This is a genomic window from Latilactobacillus graminis DSM 20719 (assembly GCF_001436415.1).
Lineage (GTDB): Bacteria > Bacillota > Bacilli > Lactobacillales > Lactobacillaceae > Latilactobacillus > Latilactobacillus graminis.
Map to the genome: position 1 here is coordinate 125190 of NZ_AYZB01000005.1, position 18899 is coordinate 144088.

At 38.9% G+C, this 18899-nt stretch carries 15 protein-coding genes; 14 read left to right on the plus strand and 1 reads right to left on the minus strand.

Features of this window, described 5'->3' with window-relative positions:
• The first annotated feature begins 13 nt into the window (after nucleotides 1-13).
• From murD to FC90_RS02970, 11 genes are all read left to right on the plus strand, one after another.
• On the plus strand, nucleotides 14-1381 hold the full coding sequence (gene murD / locus FC90_RS02920; protein WP_057907807.1) for a UDP-N-acetylmuramoyl-L-alanine--D-glutamate ligase: 1368 nt from the start codon (nucleotides 14-16) through the stop codon (nucleotides 1379-1381).
• Nucleotides 1382-1395: 14 nt separating this feature from the next.
• Complete coding sequence (gene murG / locus FC90_RS02925) at nucleotides 1396-2496, plus strand: undecaprenyldiphospho-muramoylpentapeptide beta-N-acetylglucosaminyltransferase (protein ID WP_057907808.1); 1101 nt, start codon at nucleotides 1396-1398, stop codon at nucleotides 2494-2496.
• A gap of 19 nt (nucleotides 2497-2515) precedes the next feature.
• The gene (locus tag FC90_RS02930; protein ID WP_057907809.1) at nucleotides 2516-3391 is read left to right on the plus strand and encodes a cell division protein FtsQ/DivIB; all 876 of its coding nucleotides are present in this window, start codon (nucleotides 2516-2518) and stop codon (nucleotides 3389-3391) included.
• Nucleotides 3392-3504: 113 nt separating this feature from the next.
• A complete protein-coding gene (ftsA, locus tag FC90_RS02935) occupies nucleotides 3505-4821 on the plus strand; it encodes a cell division protein FtsA (protein ID WP_057907810.1) in 1317 nt (438 codons plus the stop codon).
• Between the two features lie 28 nt (nucleotides 4822-4849).
• On the plus strand, nucleotides 4850-6085 hold the full coding sequence (gene ftsZ, locus FC90_RS02940) for a cell division protein FtsZ (RefSeq protein WP_057907811.1): 1236 nt from the start codon (nucleotides 4850-4852) through the stop codon (nucleotides 6083-6085).
• Between the two features lie 12 nt (nucleotides 6086-6097).
• Complete coding sequence (locus tag FC90_RS02945; protein WP_057907812.1) at nucleotides 6098-6532, plus strand: cell division protein SepF; 435 nt, start codon at nucleotides 6098-6100, stop codon at nucleotides 6530-6532.
• Entirely contained in the window at nucleotides 6533-6814 is a 282-nt protein-coding gene (locus FC90_RS02950; RefSeq protein ID WP_226789453.1) for a YggT family protein, read from the plus strand.
• A gap of 2 nt (nucleotides 6815-6816) precedes the next feature.
• Nucleotides 6817-7605, plus strand: a complete 789-nt coding sequence (locus FC90_RS02955; RefSeq protein ID WP_057907813.1) for a YlmH family RNA-binding protein — start codon at nucleotides 6817-6819, stop codon at nucleotides 7603-7605.
• Nucleotides 7606-7633: 28 nt separating this feature from the next.
• Nucleotides 7634-8425 (plus strand): DivIVA domain-containing protein, encoded by a 792-nt coding sequence (locus FC90_RS02960; protein WP_057907814.1) that lies wholly within the window; start codon nucleotides 7634-7636, stop codon nucleotides 8423-8425.
• Between the two features lie 232 nt (nucleotides 8426-8657).
• Nucleotides 8658-11444 (plus strand): isoleucine--tRNA ligase, encoded by a 2787-nt coding sequence (ileS, locus tag FC90_RS02965; protein WP_057907815.1) that lies wholly within the window; start codon nucleotides 8658-8660, stop codon nucleotides 11442-11444.
• 163 nt (nucleotides 11445-11607) lie between these two features.
• On the plus strand, nucleotides 11608-12156 hold the full coding sequence (locus tag FC90_RS02970) for a TetR/AcrR family transcriptional regulator (RefSeq protein ID WP_057907816.1): 549 nt from the start codon (nucleotides 11608-11610) through the stop codon (nucleotides 12154-12156).
• Between the two features lie 346 nt (nucleotides 12157-12502).
• On the opposite strand, the gene yicI is transcribed toward FC90_RS02970, so the two are convergent.
• Nucleotides 12503-14788, minus strand: coding sequence for an alpha-xylosidase (yicI, locus tag FC90_RS02975; RefSeq protein ID WP_057907817.1), 2286 nt, complete (start codon nucleotides 14786-14788; stop codon nucleotides 12503-12505).
• 199 nt (nucleotides 14789-14987) lie between these two features.
• Between yicI and FC90_RS02980 the strand changes: the two genes are divergently transcribed.
• From FC90_RS02980 to xylA, 3 genes are read left to right on the plus strand one after another with little or no spacing between them, the layout of a single operon-like run.
• On the plus strand, nucleotides 14988-16349 hold the full coding sequence (locus tag FC90_RS02980) for an MFS transporter (RefSeq protein ID WP_057907818.1): 1362 nt from the start codon (nucleotides 14988-14990) through the stop codon (nucleotides 16347-16349).
• Nucleotides 16350-16372: 23 nt separating this feature from the next.
• On the plus strand, nucleotides 16373-17536 hold the full coding sequence (locus FC90_RS02985) for an ROK family transcriptional regulator (RefSeq protein WP_057907819.1): 1164 nt from the start codon (nucleotides 16373-16375) through the stop codon (nucleotides 17534-17536).
• A gap of 2 nt (nucleotides 17537-17538) precedes the next feature.
• Nucleotides 17539-18879, plus strand: a complete 1341-nt coding sequence (xylA, locus tag FC90_RS02990) for a xylose isomerase (protein ID WP_057907820.1) — start codon at nucleotides 17539-17541, stop codon at nucleotides 18877-18879.
• Nucleotides 18880-18899: the final 20 nt, after the last annotated feature.

Consider the following 18899-nt stretch of genomic DNA (forward strand, 5'->3'; position numbering starts at 1 on the left):
AGGGCGAATTTAAATGAAGGCCAACACAAAGTATCAAAATCAGACAGTTTTAGTTTTAGGATTAGGTAAAAGTGGTTTTAATGCCGCGCGATTATTATTGAAATTAGGGGCGAAGGTCACTGTTAACGACGATCAAGAACAAGGTGATAACCCGCAGGTGGGACAGTTACGAGAGCTAGGGGCGACTGTAATTACTGGTTCCCACCCGCTGTCGTTATTTGATCAGGATGAGTTTGCCTATTTATTTAAGAATCCAGGTATTCGTTATGATAATCCAATGGTTGAAGCGGCGATTGCGCGTGATATTCCGGTTTTAACAGAACCAGAACTAGCCTATGAAGTTTCTGAATCACCTTGGGTAAGTGTCACCGGTTCAAACGGTAAAACCACGACAACGACGTTAATTACGTTGATGCTAAATGAAAATCGCCAACAAGGACAGGCCTATGCGGCTGGCAACATCGGAAATCCGCTGAGTGCAGTCGTCCAAAAAGCAACGTCCCATGATGTGATGGTGACAGAATTATCGAGTTTTCAATTATTAGGAATTACGACAGTTAAACCGAAAGTAGCCGTTTTAACGAATATTTATGAAGCACATTTGGACTATCATGGCTCGCGAGCTAATTATGTGGCTGCTAAGATGCGCCTAGTGCAAAAGCAAACTGCTGACGATTTTTTCGTTGTAAACTGGGATTTACCTGAATTACGCGAATTGAGTCACCAAACAAAAGCGAAAGTTGTTCCGTTTTCACGTTTGGGTAACTCTGAAGCGGGGGCCTATGTTAAAGATGGACAACTGTGGTTTCAACAAGACATGATTATGCCAGTTGCCGATATTAAAGTGCCTGGCAATCACAATATTGAAAATGCCTTAGCGGCGATAGCGGCAGCAAAATTAATGGGTCAATCAAATGCAGCGATAGTGTCAGTTTTAACCACCTTTACTGGGGTTAAACATCGCATGCAATTTGTGACCAGTTACCAAGGGCGGCGCTTTTATAATGATTCGAAAGCCACCAATATGGAAGCTACAGAGGTCGCATTGAAGAGTTTTAAACAACCAATCGTATTACTTGCCGGTGGCCTTGATCGTGGATTCACGTTTGAACCGCTCTTACCACTTTTAAAAGAGCATGTGAAGGCGATTATCCTCTATGGTGAAACGAAACAATTACTAGCACAAACAGCTCGTGAAGCCAGGATTCCAGTCATCAAAATTGTTGATCAATTAACTGATGCAGTTCCGGCAGCATATGCGGCAAGTGCTTCAGGAGATGTGATCTTGCTATCACCAGCATGTGCAAGCTGGGATCAGTTTAAGACGTTTGAAGAGCGTGGCGATGTCTTTATTAAAGCTGTCCAACAAATTACAGAGTAATTGGAGATTCTAAAATGAGAGTAATGATATCTGGTGGAGGGACGGGTGGTCACATTTACCCAGCCTTAGCCTTAATTGAACGTATGCAGCAACGTGGTTTATTGGATGCAGTTTTATACGTGGGCACCAAGCGCGGGTTAGAGAGCAAAATTGTGCCTGAGCAAGGGATTGACTTTAAAACGTTGGAAATTCAAGGCTTTAAACGGTCAATGAACATAAGCGGATTTCAAACGAATCTTAAAACAATTCGTCTCTTTTTACATAGTGTTAAAGAGGCAAAATCAATGATTAAAACCTTTAAACCTGATATTGTGGTGGGGACTGGTGGGTACGTTTCTGGTGCGTTATTATATGCAGCCAGTCGTTTAAAAGTACCAACGTTGATTCACGAACAAAACTCAGCAGCGGGCGTTACCAATCGATTCTTGGCACGCTTCGTTGATAAAGTCGCGATTTCATTTGAATCAGTCAGTGATCAATTTCCAATGCATAAGATTGTTTTGACGGGGAACCCGCGTGCGCAACAAGTTGCCGGTATGTTGCCTAATGAACGCTTGCATGAATTTGGACTTAAGCCTGACAGTCCGACGGTTTTGGTGTTTGGTGGGAGCCGTGGCGCACCGAGCATCAATCAGGCTTTTATTGACGCAGTGCCTGCTTTTAATACCCGTGATTATCAAGTGTTATTTGTCTCTGGACGGGTGCATTTCGATGATGTACAAGCCCAACTCAAGACAATGACCGTTAACGATAATTTAGCGGTGGTTCCATATATCAGTAATATGCCTGAAATTCTACCCGATTTGAAGGCAATTGTAGGGCGAGCCGGGGCTACAAGTTTGGCTGAAATCACAGCCCTCGGAATTCCGTCGATTTTAATTCCAAGTCCTTATGTGACTAATAATCATCAAACGAAAAATGCTGAAAGTCTCGTTAAAGATGACGCAGCAATTTTAATTCCCGAGACACAATTGACTGGTGCTAAGTTAGTGCAGTCGTTAGATTCACTGTTGGCAACCCCGGATAGTCAGCAAGCAATGGCTAAAGCGGCTAAGAAAATCGGAATTCCAGATGCTGCAGATCGTGTAATTGAAGTTATTAATAGTATCATTTAGAAAAAAAGGGGCGGATGACTTGAAGAAAAAAACAACTAAAAATGGGTCGCACGATCCGCTCCAGCTTCTAACGGTTTGGCGAACTTACCAATTGAAACGATGGAAGAAACAGCGCCGACAACGTCTAACACCAGGCCGACCAACAATTAGTGATCGACTACCGCGTTTAAAAGCACAACGGACAGCTAAGACGAAGTGGCGGTTGATCAGCTTATTGATCATTTTTACAGTGGGCGCTTGTGTTTCAATGTACTTTATAGCACCGATCAGCGACATTCAACAAATGACCGTCAAGGGCACCAAATCGGTTCCTGAGCAACAGGTGATTAACGCTAGTGGAATTCAAATTGGTGATAATGCCCTTGTACAAATATGGCGTGCGCCAACGACTGCCTCACAAATTCACAAACGACTGCCAAAAGTTAAACGGGTAAACGTGGGGTTAACACATTTTAATCAACTGACATTCACAGTGACTGAATATCCGACGGTGGGCTATCTTGTCAGACACCGTCAATATTATCCGATTCTAGAAAACGGGACTATTTTAACTACAAAGATGGCCCAGTCACTGGGAAACAGCCCTGTTTATAGTCAATTTAAAAACGATGCTTTTTTGAAACAAGGACTAAAATTATATCAGGCTTTTCCCAAAAGTGTGCAAAGTGCTGTTTCAGAGATTCGCTTAACTGCTAAACATCATAATCCTTACCAAGTACATTTATATATGAATGATGGCAATGAGATTGTTGGTGATTTGCGGACACTTGCCAAAAAAATTAAATATTATCCAACCCTTGCCAAACAAATGGGGGGCAAAGGTCGAATTGACCTCGAAGTTGGCGCTTACGCTAAATTATTTGATAATTCAAAAGAAAACTCACTCAAAAAATAGTTAACAGTATTCAAAAAGATGGGATTGGCTTTCTAAATCTAGTCGAAATGTGGTACTATTTAGAATAGGAATCATTTTATTCTAATTGAATGTAAGGAGGTTCCACTCACTTAATGGAGAATTCAAAAATATATGTTGGCCTTGATGTCGGAACTACTTCAATTAAGGTAATTGTCGCAGAGTCAATTAATAAACAATTAAATGTGATTGGTGTTGGATCAGCAAGATCTAACGGTTTAAGTCGGGGGACCATTGTCGATATCGATCAAGCGGTTGCTGCAATTCAGCAAGCTGTCCAACAGGCAGAGCAAAAAGCAAATATTGAAATTAATCAGGTTGTCGCTGGAATTCCAGCCAATCAATTACAAATTGAAGAGTGCCAAGGCATGATCGCGGTCTCTGATCAATCAAAAGAAATTACTGGACAAGATGTCCAAGACGTCGCTAGCGCTGCCTTGGTGCGTAATCTGCCACCAGAACGTGAAATTTTAACGATTTTACCGCAATCTTTTACAGTTGATGGTTTTGATGGGATTCAAGATCCCCGTGGGATGATGGGTGTGCGGCTTGAAATGAATGGTATTTTGTTCACCGCACCTAAGACAATGATTCATAATTTACGAAAATGTATTGAAAAAGCGGGATTAACACTATCACAACTCGTAGTGAACCCATTAGCGCTCGGTAAGCTGGCGCTAACAGATGGCGAACAAGATTTTGGTGCAATCGTTGTGGACCTTGGTGGTGGCCAAAGTACGGCTGCAGTAATTCACGATCACCAATTAAAATTTACAGCCATTGATCAAGAAGGTGGCGACCATATGACCAAGGATATTTCTGTGGTCTTAAACACTTCGCTTGAAAATGCTGAAAAAGTGAAACGCGACTATGGAAATGCGGACTCACTAGTGGCTTCAGAAGCGGAACAAATTCCAATTGAAGTTGTCGGTCAAGCATTACCTGTACAAGTAACCGAAAAAAAATTAGCAGAGATTATCGAAGCACGTGCAATGCAAATTTTTGACCGGTTAAAAACTGAATTAGATAAGGTACACGCCTTTGATATGCCAGGCGGAATTATTATGACTGGGGGCGTTACAGCCTTACCAGGAGTTGTCGATTTGGCTAAGGAAAGTTTCGATTGCCCTGTTAAATTATATATTCCAGATCAAATGGGTTTGCGACATCCATCGTTTGCCCAAGGGTTGAGTTTAATTAACTACATAGCTAACTTGTCGGAAGTTGATTGGTTGGTCCAAGGCGCACTTGGAAATGTAGCACAGGCTGAATTAAATCAAACAGTTACGAAGTCAACGTTGAAACCACGAGTAACAACCAAAGCAACACCAAGCAAGCAAACCAAACCTAAAAATCAATCAAAAAATGCATTCGAAGGCCTGAAAAATTTCTTTAGCAACTTTTTTGAATAAGGGCTAGTCGTAACAGGAGGAAGAACAGATGGAATATTCATTAGATGCGACACAAGAAAATAGCGGCGCAATTATTAAAGTCATCGGTGTCGGTGGTGCTGGTGGTAATGCTGTTAACAGAATGATTAATGAAGGTGTTAAAGGCGTTCATTTTATTGCGGCTAATACTGACGTTCAAGCACTTGAAGATTCAAAAGCAGAAACCAAAATCCAATTAGGGCCAAAGTTAACTCGTGGTCTTGGGGCTGGGGCAACTGCTGAAATTGGGCAAAAAGCTGCTGAAGAAAGTGAAGAAGTCCTCACCGAAGCCTTAAAAGGGGCTGACATGATTTTCGTCACCGCCGGCATGGGTGGTGGGACTGGGACTGGTGCTGCCCCAGTTGTTGCTAAAATTGCTAAAGATTTAGGTGCTTTGACGGTGGGCGTTGTGACCCGCCCATTTACATTTGAAGGTCCTAAACGTGGCAAAAATGCCGCTGCGGGGATTGCTGAGTTAAAGCAACATGTTGACACAATGGTCATTATTGCCAATAATCGCTTACTCGAAATTGTTGATAAGAAGACACCAATGATGGAAGCCTTCAAAGAAGCTGACAATGTTTTACGTCAAGGGGTCCAAGGAATTTCTGATTTAATTACCTCGCCAGGGTTTGTTAACCTGGACTTTGCCGATGTTAAAACGGTGATGGCTAACCAAGGGTCAGCCTTGATGGGAATTGGATCTGCAACTGGCGAAAACCGGACGGCAGAAGCCACGAAAAAGGCGATTTCATCACCATTATTGGAAGTTTCAATTGATGGTGCTGAACAAGTCCTATTAAACATTACCGGTGGACCGGATTTATCATTATTTGAAGCACAGGATGCTGCTGGAATTGTACAACAAGCGGCTACCAATGATGTTAACTTAATCTTTGGGACTTCAATTAACGAAAATCTAGGTGATGAAGTTGTAGTCACTGTGATTGCAACTGGAATTGATGAAGATAATAGTAAACGGCGTCCGGCGAATGGGACTGGAGTATCAAAGACAGCATCCAATGCTACTACGAAATCCGAATCAACTGATGATCCATTTGTTGATTGGGATATGCGTCGTGAACCAAGTGCGCGTCAACAAGCTCAAGCGACTGAAAAGTTCGATGAAATTGAAAAGAAAGATTTTGATATTTTTAAACGAACCGCACAAGCAGATGACGCTAAACAAGATAATCAAAATGGGGATGATGTGCCACCATTCTTTAAACGGCGTCGCAATAACTAAGGAGGATGACTCATGGCAGGTAAGTTTAGTCTTAGCAGTTTTTTCGGGATGACAGACGAAGATGAATATGCTAATACACAAGAAACTGCAGCTGTCACCAATGATGGCGAAACTAGTGTTCGCCCAAGTAACGTCGTCTCAATGCAAGCTGCGGGAGCCAATAAAATGAATAAAATTGTTCTATGTGAACCACGGATTTATTCGGATGCCAAGAAAGTTGGTAAGAGCCTACTTGAAAATAAGGCAGTGATTGTCAATTTCACGAGAATTGAAGCCACACAAGCAACGCGAATTGTTGATTTTTTAACTGGAACGGTATTTGCAATTAACGGTGAAATTCAACGAGTCGGCGATCAGATTTTCTTATGTACGCCACCGAACTATGAAATCGACGGTAATCTTTCGGATATCGTCGATCAAAATGATTTTGATATTGAGGTGAACTAGGTGCAATTGATTTTATTTTATGTGCTCTTGATATTGATGTATGCGGTGCGAATTTATAGCGGAATTGTCTTCATCTATTGTTTATTAACATGGATTCCAGAGGCAATGCACAGTAAGTTAGGGCGCTTGGTTGCTAAGTTAGTTGAACCTTTCTTAGCAATCTTTGATCGTTTCATTCCTGCAATTGGTGGAATCGGCTTTTCTGCAATTGTCGCATTTATCTTCTTATATTTGGTTGAACGTGGACTTGCAACTTTAGCTCAATTATTATTGGGGATGTAAAAATGGCCAATCAAGCAGATGTTTATCAACATTTTAGAAAAAGTGAGGCGCCGTTTGTCGCGCAAGTTTTGGATTGGATAGAACAAGCACAGACCGAATACCGGCCAATCTTAACTGCTTTTTTAGATCCGCGCCAAGCGTTCATTTTGCAGATGTTGGTTGGAGAAAAAGGTGATATTCGTTACCATTTTAATGGCGGTTATAATGCTGCAGAACGTAAACGAGCGATTATTGCACCAGAGTATTTTATACCGACTGAAACTGATTTTGAGATTCAATTATTTGAAATTCGTTATCCAGTAAAATTTGTGGAATTATCGCATGGTAAGGTGCTTGGAACTTTAGTGAATGCTGGGATTGATCGTGATGTATTTGGCGATATCATGACGGATGAAGCACGCTGGCAATTTTTTGTAACTAAAAAAATGGCGAGTTATGTCGAAGAACAGATTACGAAAATTGGTCGGGTCACTGTTCATTTGGAAGTTCGCGATTATCCCCAGTTAGTGACGCCCAAAGATGCATGGCAATTTGAGCAAACAACCGTCAGCTCTTTTCGCTTGGATACAATCATTGCAACTGTTTACAAATTGTCGCGGCAACGTGCTAAAGAATTAATTCAAGCCAATAAGGTTAAACTTAATTGGCAAGCATTTGATAAACCGGATTTCGAGTTAGCCCTATTAGATATTGTTTCAGTTCGTGGTTTTGGCCGGATTCAGCTTCAATCAATTGATGGCCAGACTCGTAAAGAAAAATATCGTGTGACCCTTGGAATTTTGAGAAAATAATTGCTGAAAAGATGGAGGAATTTCAAAAATGGTTTTAACACCTTTAGATATTCATAACAAAGAATTTAACACAAAAATGCGCGGTTACAATCCGGATCAAGTCAATGATTTTTTAGATCAAGTGATTAAAGACTACGAATCCGTTTTAACGGAAAATGATAGTTTAAAAGCGGAATTAAAATCAAGTGATGAAAAGGTAACATATTTCAATGAATTGAAAGATGCATTGAATCAATCAATTATTGTTGCCCAAGAAGCTGCTGATCGAGTAAAAGATAATGCTAAAAAAGAAGCTGAAATGATCCAAACTGAATCAGAAAAGAATGCAAAATCAATGTTGGACGATGCAACTGAAAAATCAAATCATATCATTGATGATGCAACTGAACGTGCTAAACAAATTGCGATCGAAACCGATGATTTGAAGAAACAAACAAGGATTTTCCGGCAAAGATTACAAGTGATGCTTGAATCACAACTAGAAGTGGTCAAGAGTCCTGAATGGACTGATTTATTAGCTAAAGATGATTTAGCTGATCATCAAGCGCTTTCTGCTGAAATTGATATGACGGACCTTGACAATCAAGGTGGAAATCAAGTAAAATCGGATGCAGAAGTTAAACCTTGGGGTGAAATTGCGACCGATGATGGGGCAACCACACAAACGATTGTCTTTCCTGGTGAAGAAGAACCACTTGAAGACGATGGCGTTGATAAAGTAGCTGGTGACATAAGCGAAGATTCTGATGAAGATAATGCAACTGAGACAGGTGTATATAATCCAATTGAACCCCAGGTAACCGATTTAAATAAGGATTAGCAAGCAAAATATCATTTAAGCGAGTCAACGATGGTGCAAGGTTGATAATGCTCTGTTTAGCGATGTATCACCTTATTTTATTTTCAGATGAAATCTAGTAATCTGAGACGCTTAATGCGCGTTATGGCATGTTGAGGAAGGTTACGGCCTTCAAATTTAGGTGGTACCACGAAGATTTCGTCCTATTCAGGGCGGGATCTTTTTTTGTTTTTAAAAATAAAGGAGTGATTTGATGCGGATTAAAGAAACATTAAACTTGGGGAAAACTACTTTTCCAATGCGAGCAGGTTTACCTAATCGTGAAATCGATTGGCAAAAAGGTTGGACCGATAATAACCTCTATCAACAACGGCAAAAATTAAATGCAGGTAAACCTTCATTTGTGCTTCATGACGGACCACCATTTGCGAACGGCAATATCCATATGGGGCATGCTTTAAACAAAACTAGTAAAGATATCATCATCCGTTATAAATCAATGAACGGATTCCGGGCGCCTTTTGTTCCTGGTTGGGATACGCATGGTCTGCCAATCGAACAAGCCTTGGCTAAAAAAGGCATCAAGCGCAAGGAAATGAGCCTTGTTGATTATCGTAAACTTTGTTATGACTATGCCATGGAACAAGTCAACAAACAACGCGAAGACTTCAAACGGCTAGGAATTTCTGCTGATTGGGATAATCCATATATTACGTTAACTGCCGACTTTGAAGCGGCAGAAGTTCGTGTTTTTGGTGAAATGGCTAAAAAAGGCTATATCTATAAAGGTAAGAAACCCGTTTACTGGTCACCTTCATCAGAATCAACCTTAGCGGAAGCTGAAATTGAATATAAAGACATTAAGTCACCCTCAATGTACGTTGCGTTTAACGTGGTCGATGGTAAAGACTTATTAGATGCTGATACAAAATTCATCATCTGGACAACTACGCCATGGACGATTCCGGCTAACTTAGGAATTGCAGTTAATCCCGCTTTTGATTACGTTCAATTTTTAGCTGATGGTCAAAAATACGTTGTCGCTGCAGAACGTTTGAACAAGATGACTGATCTCCTAGGTTGGAAATCAGTTGAAATCTTGAAGACTTTCAAGGGGGCTGACATGGAATTAATGACCGCTCGCCACCCATTATACGACCGTGAATCATTAGTTATCTTGGGAAACCATGTCACGTTGGATGCCGGAACTGGTTTGGTGCATACGGCACCAGGTCACGGTGAAGACGATTATAATGCTGGGATTAAATACAAGTTGTCTGTTCTTTCCGTCGTTGATAGCAAAGGGATAATGACTGAAGATGCGCCTGGTTTTGAAGGTGTTTATTACGATAAAGCCAACCCAATGGTCACAGAAGCGCTTGAAAAGAATGGCTCATTGTTGAAACTCGATTTCTTTACCCATAGTTATCCCCATGATTGGCGGACTAAAAAACCCGTTATCTTCCGGGCAACCGCCCAATGGTTTGCTTCGATCGATGCATTCCGCGATCAAATTTTAGCACAAATCGAAAAAGTTGACTTCATGCCAGAATGGGGTAAAACCCGTCTTTACAACATGATTCGCGATCGCGGCGACTGGGTGATTTCGCGTCAACGGGCATGGGGTGTGCCATTACCAATTTTCTACGCTGAAGACGGGACAGAAATCATCACACCAGAAACAATCGAACGGGTGGCACAACTCTTTGCGGAACACGGTTCAAACGTTTGGTTTGAATGGGACGCTAAGGACTTATTACCAGCTGGCTTTACCCATCCTGGGAGTCCAAATGGTGAATTTACAAAAGAAAAAGACATCATGGATGTTTGGTTTGATTCAGGTTCATCACACCAAGCTGTTTTAGCAGCGCGTGATGAATTAACTTACCCTGCAGACTTAATCTTAGAAGGTTCCGATCAATATCGTGGTTGGTTTAACTCAAGTTTAATTACCAGTGTGGCGGTTGGCAAAGTGAGTCCTTACAAGGCGGTTATTTCACAAGGCTTCGTCTTGGATGGTAATGGTCGTAAGATGAGTAAATCACTTGGCAACACAATTTTACCTGAAAAGATTATCAAACAAATGGGGGCGGATATTGTGCGTCTCTGGGTGGCTTCAGTTGATGCGAGCTCAGATGTGAAAGTCACAATGGAAAACTTCCAACAAGTCAGTGAAGCTTACCGGAAGATCCGGAATACGATGCGTTTCATGATTGCGAATACAACCGATTTTGATCCTGCTAAAGACACAGTGGATTACGCAGAATTGGGTTCAGTTGATAAGTTCATGTTGGTTCGTTTAAACGCAATCATCGCAAGTTGTAAAGCAGCTTATGATGCTTACGATTTTGCAACTGTATATAAGACAATCAACATGTTCTTGACGAACGAATTATCAGCCTTCTATTTAGACTTCGCCAAAGACGTTGTTTATATCGATGGTCAAAATGATGCGCCACGGCGTAACATGCAGACGGTTTTCTATGCAGTAGTAGTAGCCTTGACGAAGTTATTGACACCAATCTTGCCACATACAGCTGAAGAAATTTGGAGTTATTTACACGAACCAGAAGACTTCGTTCAATTAGCTGAAATGCCAGAAGTGGCACACTTTGCTGGTGAAGAAGATTTGGTTGAAACTTGGAACGCCTTCATGGGGATTCGGGATGCTGTTTTAAAAGCCCTCGAAACAGCCCGGATGGACAAAGTCATCGGTAAGTCATTAGAAGCGGCCGTGACACTTTATCCAAACGAAGCCAATGCTGCTTTATTAGCTTCATTAGATGCTGATGTAAAACAATTATTGATTGTCTCACAATTAACAATTGCGGATCAATCAGCCGATGTTCCAACAGAAGCAACCCAATTTGATGGTATTGCGGTCAGTGTTGCGCATGCTGAGGGTGACGTTTGTGATCGGTGTCGAATGATTAAGACAGACGTTGGGTCAGACGCTAAATTCCCAATGCTTTGTGCGCGGTGTGCTGCGATTGTTACAGCTAATTATCCAGAAGCAGTTGCGGAAGGTTTAGAAAAATAATTACAAGAAAGTGATGTGCTAATTTTAGGCACATCACTTTTTTGTGTAATTAATAACAAAATGATAACGGTTTCATGATTGTAAAATTAGTCTTTGTTAATAATAATGTAGTTAGTTAATATTTGTTGGTAAACTAACAATAGTAAGAAGAATGGGTGAGGACATGACGCGACGATATACAACCAAACAATATATGGCGATGGTTTTGATTGAATTACTAATGGATCAAAAAGCTTCTAAATTAACGGTCGCAACTTTTTTGAAGACGGCTAATTTATCACGAACGACTTTTTATAATCATTTTCCAACAGGTATGTGCGGCTTATTTTGCTGGACTTTGGAACAACAAATTATCCAAAAAGTTGATGAAAGCATCGAAAAGGGAAATTGGGAATCTGGATGTCATGCGGTTGTAGAATTTATTGCGCAATATCAACTATTTTGTTTGAACTTGTACCATCTAGCCGATTATCCAGAGCGGTGTCGTTTTTTTGAGCGAGTCATGAAACAAACGATTCACAAAGCACTTGGTCAATATCAAGAGCGGTATACGATAGTTCAGTTGAATCATTTGGAAGATTTTTATAGTGGTGCACTCATTCAACAATTGGATCGTTGGTTTGAAAATAATCTGCAGACTGCTCCTGAGGTGATTGATGAACGATTATGCTTTAATTTGAAGCAACTTGAGCAAATCGTTAAAAGTGACTAAACAATTTAGGGATATTGTTCACTTTCCGAACAATTCGCCGAACTTGTAACTGGAATGCTACCCAGGTTTTGCTACACTAAGGATGTACCAAAAATAATATTAATAGCAACCCCACACAACGAAAAGCCCTACCGTATTCCGGTAGGGCTTTTTGTACATAGAAAAAATGATAAAAAATTTTGTGGATATTTTGAGAGATGACCTTATAGGAGGATGAATAAATGTAACCCAAATACATATAAAGGTGAGGATAAATTAATTAATAATGGTGGAAGAATTAGTAATTATAGGTGAAGCTGGACTAAAAAAGCATCGAACAAATTTTGTTCGATGCTTTTTTCTTAAATTACGATAATGTAATTTTTTGTTCTGCTTCAGTTAACGTGATCTTTTCCACTGTATCTTTTTCATGAATAAATAAAATAGGTGGATTATTTAGAACTTGAGTATTAATTGTATATTCATTACCATGACGTCCGATAGTAATAAGACCGATTTTTTTACCATGGTTATCGACGACTGGTTGGTCGTGAGTACCGTTAGTCATTTGGAAGAGATGTAACTCAGGTGCATTTAAATAGTCATAGTTAGCATGCTTTGCTTCAGGATTCATCAGCAGGATACTATTCTCCCGTGCTAATAAGGGGAGGTTGAGATAGTCATACTGTTCATTAATCCATTGACCATTATCTTGAATATCATAATATTGATTTGTTAGGATATTTGTCCATTGACCACCGGGTAAGTAATATTTAACAGAACCTTGTTCATTAAATATTGGGGCAACCATTAAATTATTCCCAAGCATGTATTGAGTATCAAGTCGATAACTGTTCTCATCTTCTGGGAATTCCATAAATACTGGGCGCATTAGAGGAACGCCTGATTTATGAGTATCAACTGCTGCATTATATAAATATGGCATTAATGCTAATTTATTTTTAACAAATTTACGAGTAACATCGACTGCCTCATCATCATAATTCCAAGGAACACGGTATTCAATATTACCATGGTAGCGACTATGGGAGGAAAGAAGACCAAATTGTGTCCAACGTTTGTAAATATCAGCTGTTGCATTGTCTTCAAAGCCGCCAATGTCATGACTCCAGAAACCAAAACCAGAAAGTAAGAAGGATAGACCACCACGTAGTGAATCGGCCATAGATGTATAACGAGAAAGGTTATCACCACCCCAGTGAACAGGAAATTTTTGCGATCCAACTGTTGCGGAACGTGCAAACAGTACAGCTTCGTCTTTACCTTTCTTTTCTAAAATAACATCAAAGACAGCTTTGTTATATTGATAAGTGTAGAAGTTATGCATTTTTTCGGGATCAGAACCATCGAAGTAGACAGCGTCTTCTGTAGGGATTCTTTCACCAAAGTCGGTCTTGAATGCATCAACTCCCATATCCATGAGCTCACGCAAATAATCTTTGTACCATTCAACAGCCTTTGGATTTGTAAAATCTACGATGCCTTGACCAGCTTGCCATAAATCCCATTGCCAAACATTTCCATCGCTGTGTTTAATAAAGTATCCCTTTTCTTGACCAATTTTAAATAGACGTGATTTTTGTGCAATATATGGATTTAACCATACACATACCTTTAAATCTTTATCATGGATTCTCTTCAACATTCCTTTGGGATCAGGAAATTGTTCTTTGTCCCATTCAAAACTTGTCCATTCAAATCCTTTCATCCAAAAACAATCAAAATGAAATACATCTAATGGAATATCACGTTCTTGCATACCGTCAATAAATTTCATAACAGTTTCTTCACTATAATCTGTTGTAAATGAAGTTGAAAGCCATAGTCCGAATGACCATGCGGGTGGAAGAGCAGGTTTACCAGTTAAGGTTGTATAGTTTTCTAATATTTCTTTAGGGGTTGGTCCATAAATGACGAAGTATTCTAATGATTCACCGGAAACGCTGAATTGTACTCTTGAAACATTTTCTGAAGCAATTTCATAAGAAACGTTTTCTGGGTGATTTACGAAAACACCATAACCTTTATTGGTTAGATAAAATGGGATGTTTTTGTATGATTGTTCACTACCTGTGCCACCATCTTTATTCCAAATATCGACTGTTTGACCGTTCTTGATAAATGGTGTAAAACGTTCGCCGAGCCCGTAAACCATTTCTCCAATATCCAAAGAGAGTTGTTCACGCATATAGTGTTTGCTAGTGTTGTGATCTGTGATTTCACCCTGGGCACCGTATTCGGATTTAGTAATTGTTTTTTCATTTACAGTAAAATCAATTTTAAAATCCTTTTTATTTAATGGGAAGTTTGCTGTTAATTCACCAGATTTAACGGATAATTGGTCGTCATGAATCTTAGTTTCCAGTTTTTGTTCTTGATCATTGATTTCAAAATTGGGACCGGTTGGTAATTTATCAAAATGAGTTATTTTAATACCAATAATGTTTTTTTGTGGAGAAGTTACCTTAATAGTGGACATTCCGAGATTTAATGTATCACCCCGGTCGTTAATTTTCTTATAAGGTGAATAAAGTGTGACATCTTTGTCTTTCACCTCATAGTCATAAACTTCTTGTGGGTTATTAATTTCTAGCCCATCACGTGTTAACCAATAACCATTTGTAAATTTCATAATATGTTAACCTCCATTCAATTTGTAAATAAAACTAACGAACCTTACGTGATGCATTGTAAACGAATTCAAATCTTTAGTCAAGGGTAATTTAAAATAAAAGAAAGCGCTTGACAAAAATAACATTAAGGAGGATTATGTGTTTGTAAATAAAACTAACCAACTTCATTTTTATATTAATTAGAAAAGGGTGAAACATATGCAAATGCCAAATTTAGTGCCATGGAAAGAACGTATTAGTTATGCTGTTAGTGATTTTGCGTGCAACCTAGCTTTTCAAATGGTAGGGACTTATTTAATGTATTTCTACACTGATGTCTTCGGAATTACTGCAGCAGCAGTCGGAACGTTATTCTTGGTAGCAAGAATCGTCGATGCAGTAGATGGACCGTTCTGGGGAATTATGATTGATCATACACATACTAGATGGGGGAAGAGTAGACCATACTTCTTATGGTTTGCAATTCCATTTGCTGTATTTTGTGTACTATGTTTTACGACGCCAGATATTAGTATGTCGGGGAAAATTGTTTGGGCATACATTACTTACATTGGCGTAGACATTCTTTACTCAGCTGTTAACATTCCCATTACATCTATTTTGCCAAGTTTAACTAATAATCCTAATGAACGTGTTACATTAAGTACAATTCGCCAATTTTTTGGGACTGCTGGGGCGACTATCGTTACGGTTGCGGCATTACCAATGGTCAAAGCATTTGGTCAAGGAAATGAACAAAAGGGATTCTTTTGGAGTGTCTTGTTATTGGCCACAATAGCAGCTATTTTATTACTAATTACATTTGCAAATACTAAAGAAAGAATTCAAACAAAATCTTCAAAAAAATCTATTCCAGTTAAAGAATCGTTGAAGGCACTAAAAAAGAATTGGCCATGGGCAATTGTAATTTTCATTAATTTTGTATATTGGTTAGGAATGCAAACTAAATCTCAAGTAACAGTTTACTTTTTTAAATATAATATGCACAATGCGGGCTTAGCATCATTTATTTTAGGATTACAAATTGTTGCGTTACTTGCTGTAGTTATAACACCAATGACGGCCAAGAAAATTGGTAAGAGAAATACGATGCTTCTTGGTATGGCTTTAGCAATAGTTGGACAATTAATTTTAAGTGTGGGAGCGCATGCACTTAGTGTTCCAATTATTGTTGTTGCAACAATCGTTGGCTATTTAGGAACTGGTTTTGTTTCAGGGCTTATCGCGGTTATGTTAGCCGATTCAGTTGATTATGGCGAATGGAAAAATGGTGTTCGTGCAGAAGGTATTGTGACATCATTCTCAAGCTTTAGCGCCAAATTAGGTATGGGAATTGGTGGTGCGATTACAGGGGCTATCTTAAGTATGGGCGATTATGTCGCAAATGCTTCTCAATCTGCTGGAGCTTTAAAGGCGATTGAAGCTAATTATATCTGGGTTCCAATAATTGGGTTTGGTTTATCAGCTATTGCTTTGATATTCTATAAAGTAGATAATGTTGAAACAAAGATGCAAAATGATCTAGAATTAAAACATTCGAAAGAAAATAGCGAAGAATGAGTTCGTCAATGGAGTGAAATATAATGGTAATTCATAAGGCAATGATGCGGTCAGCAAATGAGAAATCTGTTTTACAAGCGGTATATGCTGCTGAATTAATTTCAAAGAGTGAAATTGCAAGACAGGTGGAACTAAATAAGGTGACGGTTTCGCAGATTGCTAACAAATTTTTGGAAACTGGATTACTAAAAGAGGTCGGTGAAGGGACAAGCACCCAACAAGGTGGACGTAAGCCCTCGTTGTTAGAAATAAATAAGGAATATGGGTTTATTGTTAGTGTTGACCTAGGATATAAGATGGTATCTCTAATGACGATGTCTATTAATGGTGAAAAACTTGTTAGTCTGGATATTCGGGTGGCTAATAATCAGATTAATGAAATGCTAACAGTAATAATGAATTTTATTGATGAGCAGAAAGAAAAACAGGAAAGTAACCTATTGGGGATTTCTGTTGCGATTCATGGGATTGTAAAGCACAATAAAATTCGTTATTCGCCCTTTATTGATATGCAAAATATAAATCTTGAGAAGGTCTTGAAGTACAAATATGATGTTCCGATTCTATTAGAAAATGAAGCTAATCTGACAGCAATATATGAACGTGATTTTAGTACAGGTAATATTCAAAATGCGGTTAGTATTAGTATTCATAAAGGAATAGGTGCGGGTATCATTATTGAAGGAAAACTACATCGTGGTCATAATGGTGAGGCTGGTGAGATTGGACAGACTGTTATTTTTGATCGTCAGGGATCTTCATTATTGAATGATAATAAAATAGAAGACTATTGTTCCCAAGATGCTGTTTTGGAGCACATAAAAAAAGCAAAGAAATTGGAATATATCAATCTGCCTTTAGTTAAACAAATGTACGAAAATCAAGATAAAGTTGTTTTAGAAATTCTTGATAATTTTTGCTTAGATATCAGCCGATTAGTAAACAATGTAATCGTCTCGTTTGATCCAGATGTTGTTTTTATGAATGCCAATATATTAAAAGAGATACCTAATCTGTTAATTAAAATACGTACTCCGTTTGAAAAGGGGACGTTAAAAAACACACCAATAATCTTGAGTAATAATGTTGAGTATTCAACATTGTATGGTGGATGTGCACAAATAATAATTAAAGTCTTAGGGTTAACAGATTTAAAACTAAAATTTATGGTAAAAGAGGAGATCTAAGCATGACATTATTTAATCAAGAAAGAATGGTTTATGTAGGCAATGAAAAAGGCTTGAAAGCTGGTAATGGTTTTCACTATTACAATCCAGATCAAGTTGTTAACGGTAAAAAAATGAGTGAATGGCTAAAATTCTCTGTGGCTTATTGGCATACAATGGATCAAAGATTGGTTGACCCATTTGGAGATGGGACTGCACAACGGCCATGGGATAATATTGAAGATCCAATGGAACAAGCTTTAGCAAAGGTTGACTATTTATTTGAATTCTTAGATAAAATGAATGTCGAATACTTTGCTTTTCACGATCGCGATTTAGCACCTGAAGGGAACACATTGCGTGAAACGAATCAGAACTTAGACATTGTGGTTGATAAGATTGTTGCTAAAATGCAAGAAACGGGTAAGAAAGTTTTATGGAATACATCAAGTCTTTTCACAAACCCACGTTTTGTTGCTGGGGGTGCAACGGCCCCATTTGCTGATATTTTTGCTTATTCAGCTGCTCAGATTAAACATTCACTGGAAATTGCTAAACGTGTTAACTCAGAATCATACGTTTTCTGGGGTGGTCGTGAAGGTTACGAATCATTATTGAACACTGATATGAAGTTAGAACAAGACCACATTGCGAAATTCTTCCGCTTGGCAAAAGATTATGCAAATGAAATTGGTTATACAGGTCAATTCTTGTTAGAACCTAAACCAAAAGAACCTACGTCACATCAATATGATACTGATGCTGCAACAACCATTGCTTTCTTGAAGACTTATGGTCTTGAAAAAGACTTCAAGTTAAACCTTGAAGGTAACCATGCATACTTAGCGGGACATACGTATGAACATGAAGTGCGGGTTGCGCGTGATGCTGGATTGTTGGGTTCACTAGATGCTAATATGGGTGATAAATTAATTGGTTGGGATATTGATGAATTCCCTAATGATATTTATGAAGCAACATTAGTTATGTATGAAATGTTGAAAAATGGTGGTTTACCAACTGGTGGGTTGAACTTTGATTCTAAACCACGTCGTCAATCATTTGATATGCAAGATTTGTTCTTCGCACATGCAGCAGGGATGGACACTTATGCAGCTGGATTGTTGGTTGCCAATAAATTAATCGAGGATCGGGTTTTTGAAGATGTACTTGATGACCGTTATAGTTCATTTAAGACCGGGATTGGTGCAGATTTTGAAGCTGGTAAAGTCACCTTCAAGGATTTCGAAAACTATATTATTGACAAGCCACAATCAGAATTGATTGCTGCAACCAAATCAGGTCATCTGGAACAATTAAAATCAACACTCAATAATTACATCTACACTGTTTTGGGTCGCTAATTAAAAAAGCGCGCGAGTCA

What these genes read in the sequence shown, in the direction of transcription:
- FC90_RS02960 (WP_057907814.1), top strand. Translation starts at nt 7,634, where the DNA reads ATGGTTTTAACACCTTTAGATATTCATAACAAAGAATTTAACACAAAA.
- xylA (WP_057907820.1), top strand. Translation starts at nt 17,539, where the DNA reads ATGACATTATTTAATCAAGAAAGAATGGTTTATGTAGGCAATGAAAAA.
- FC90_RS02955 (WP_057907813.1), top strand. Translation starts at nt 6,817, where the DNA reads ATGGCCAATCAAGCAGATGTTTATCAACATTTTAGAAAAAGTGAGGCG.
- yicI (WP_057907817.1), bottom strand. Translation starts at nt 14,788, where the DNA reads ATGAAATTTACAAATGGTTATTGGTTAACACGTGATGGGCTAGAAATT.
- ileS (WP_057907815.1), top strand. Translation starts at nt 8,658, where the DNA reads ATGCGGATTAAAGAAACATTAAACTTGGGGAAAACTACTTTTCCAATG.
- ftsA (WP_057907810.1), top strand. Translation starts at nt 3,505, where the DNA reads ATGGAGAATTCAAAAATATATGTTGGCCTTGATGTCGGAACTACTTCA.
- FC90_RS02985 (WP_057907819.1), top strand. Translation starts at nt 16,373, where the DNA reads ATGGTAATTCATAAGGCAATGATGCGGTCAGCAAATGAGAAATCTGTT.
- murD (WP_057907807.1), top strand. Translation starts at nt 14, where the DNA reads ATGAAGGCCAACACAAAGTATCAAAATCAGACAGTTTTAGTTTTAGGA.
- FC90_RS02980 (WP_057907818.1), top strand. Translation starts at nt 14,988, where the DNA reads ATGCAAATGCCAAATTTAGTGCCATGGAAAGAACGTATTAGTTATGCT.
- ftsZ (WP_057907811.1), top strand. Translation starts at nt 4,850, where the DNA reads ATGGAATATTCATTAGATGCGACACAAGAAAATAGCGGCGCAATTATT.
- FC90_RS02970 (WP_057907816.1), top strand. Translation starts at nt 11,608, where the DNA reads ATGACGCGACGATATACAACCAAACAATATATGGCGATGGTTTTGATT.
- FC90_RS02945 (WP_057907812.1), top strand. Translation starts at nt 6,098, where the DNA reads ATGGCAGGTAAGTTTAGTCTTAGCAGTTTTTTCGGGATGACAGACGAA.
- murG (WP_057907808.1), top strand. Translation starts at nt 1,396, where the DNA reads ATGAGAGTAATGATATCTGGTGGAGGGACGGGTGGTCACATTTACCCA.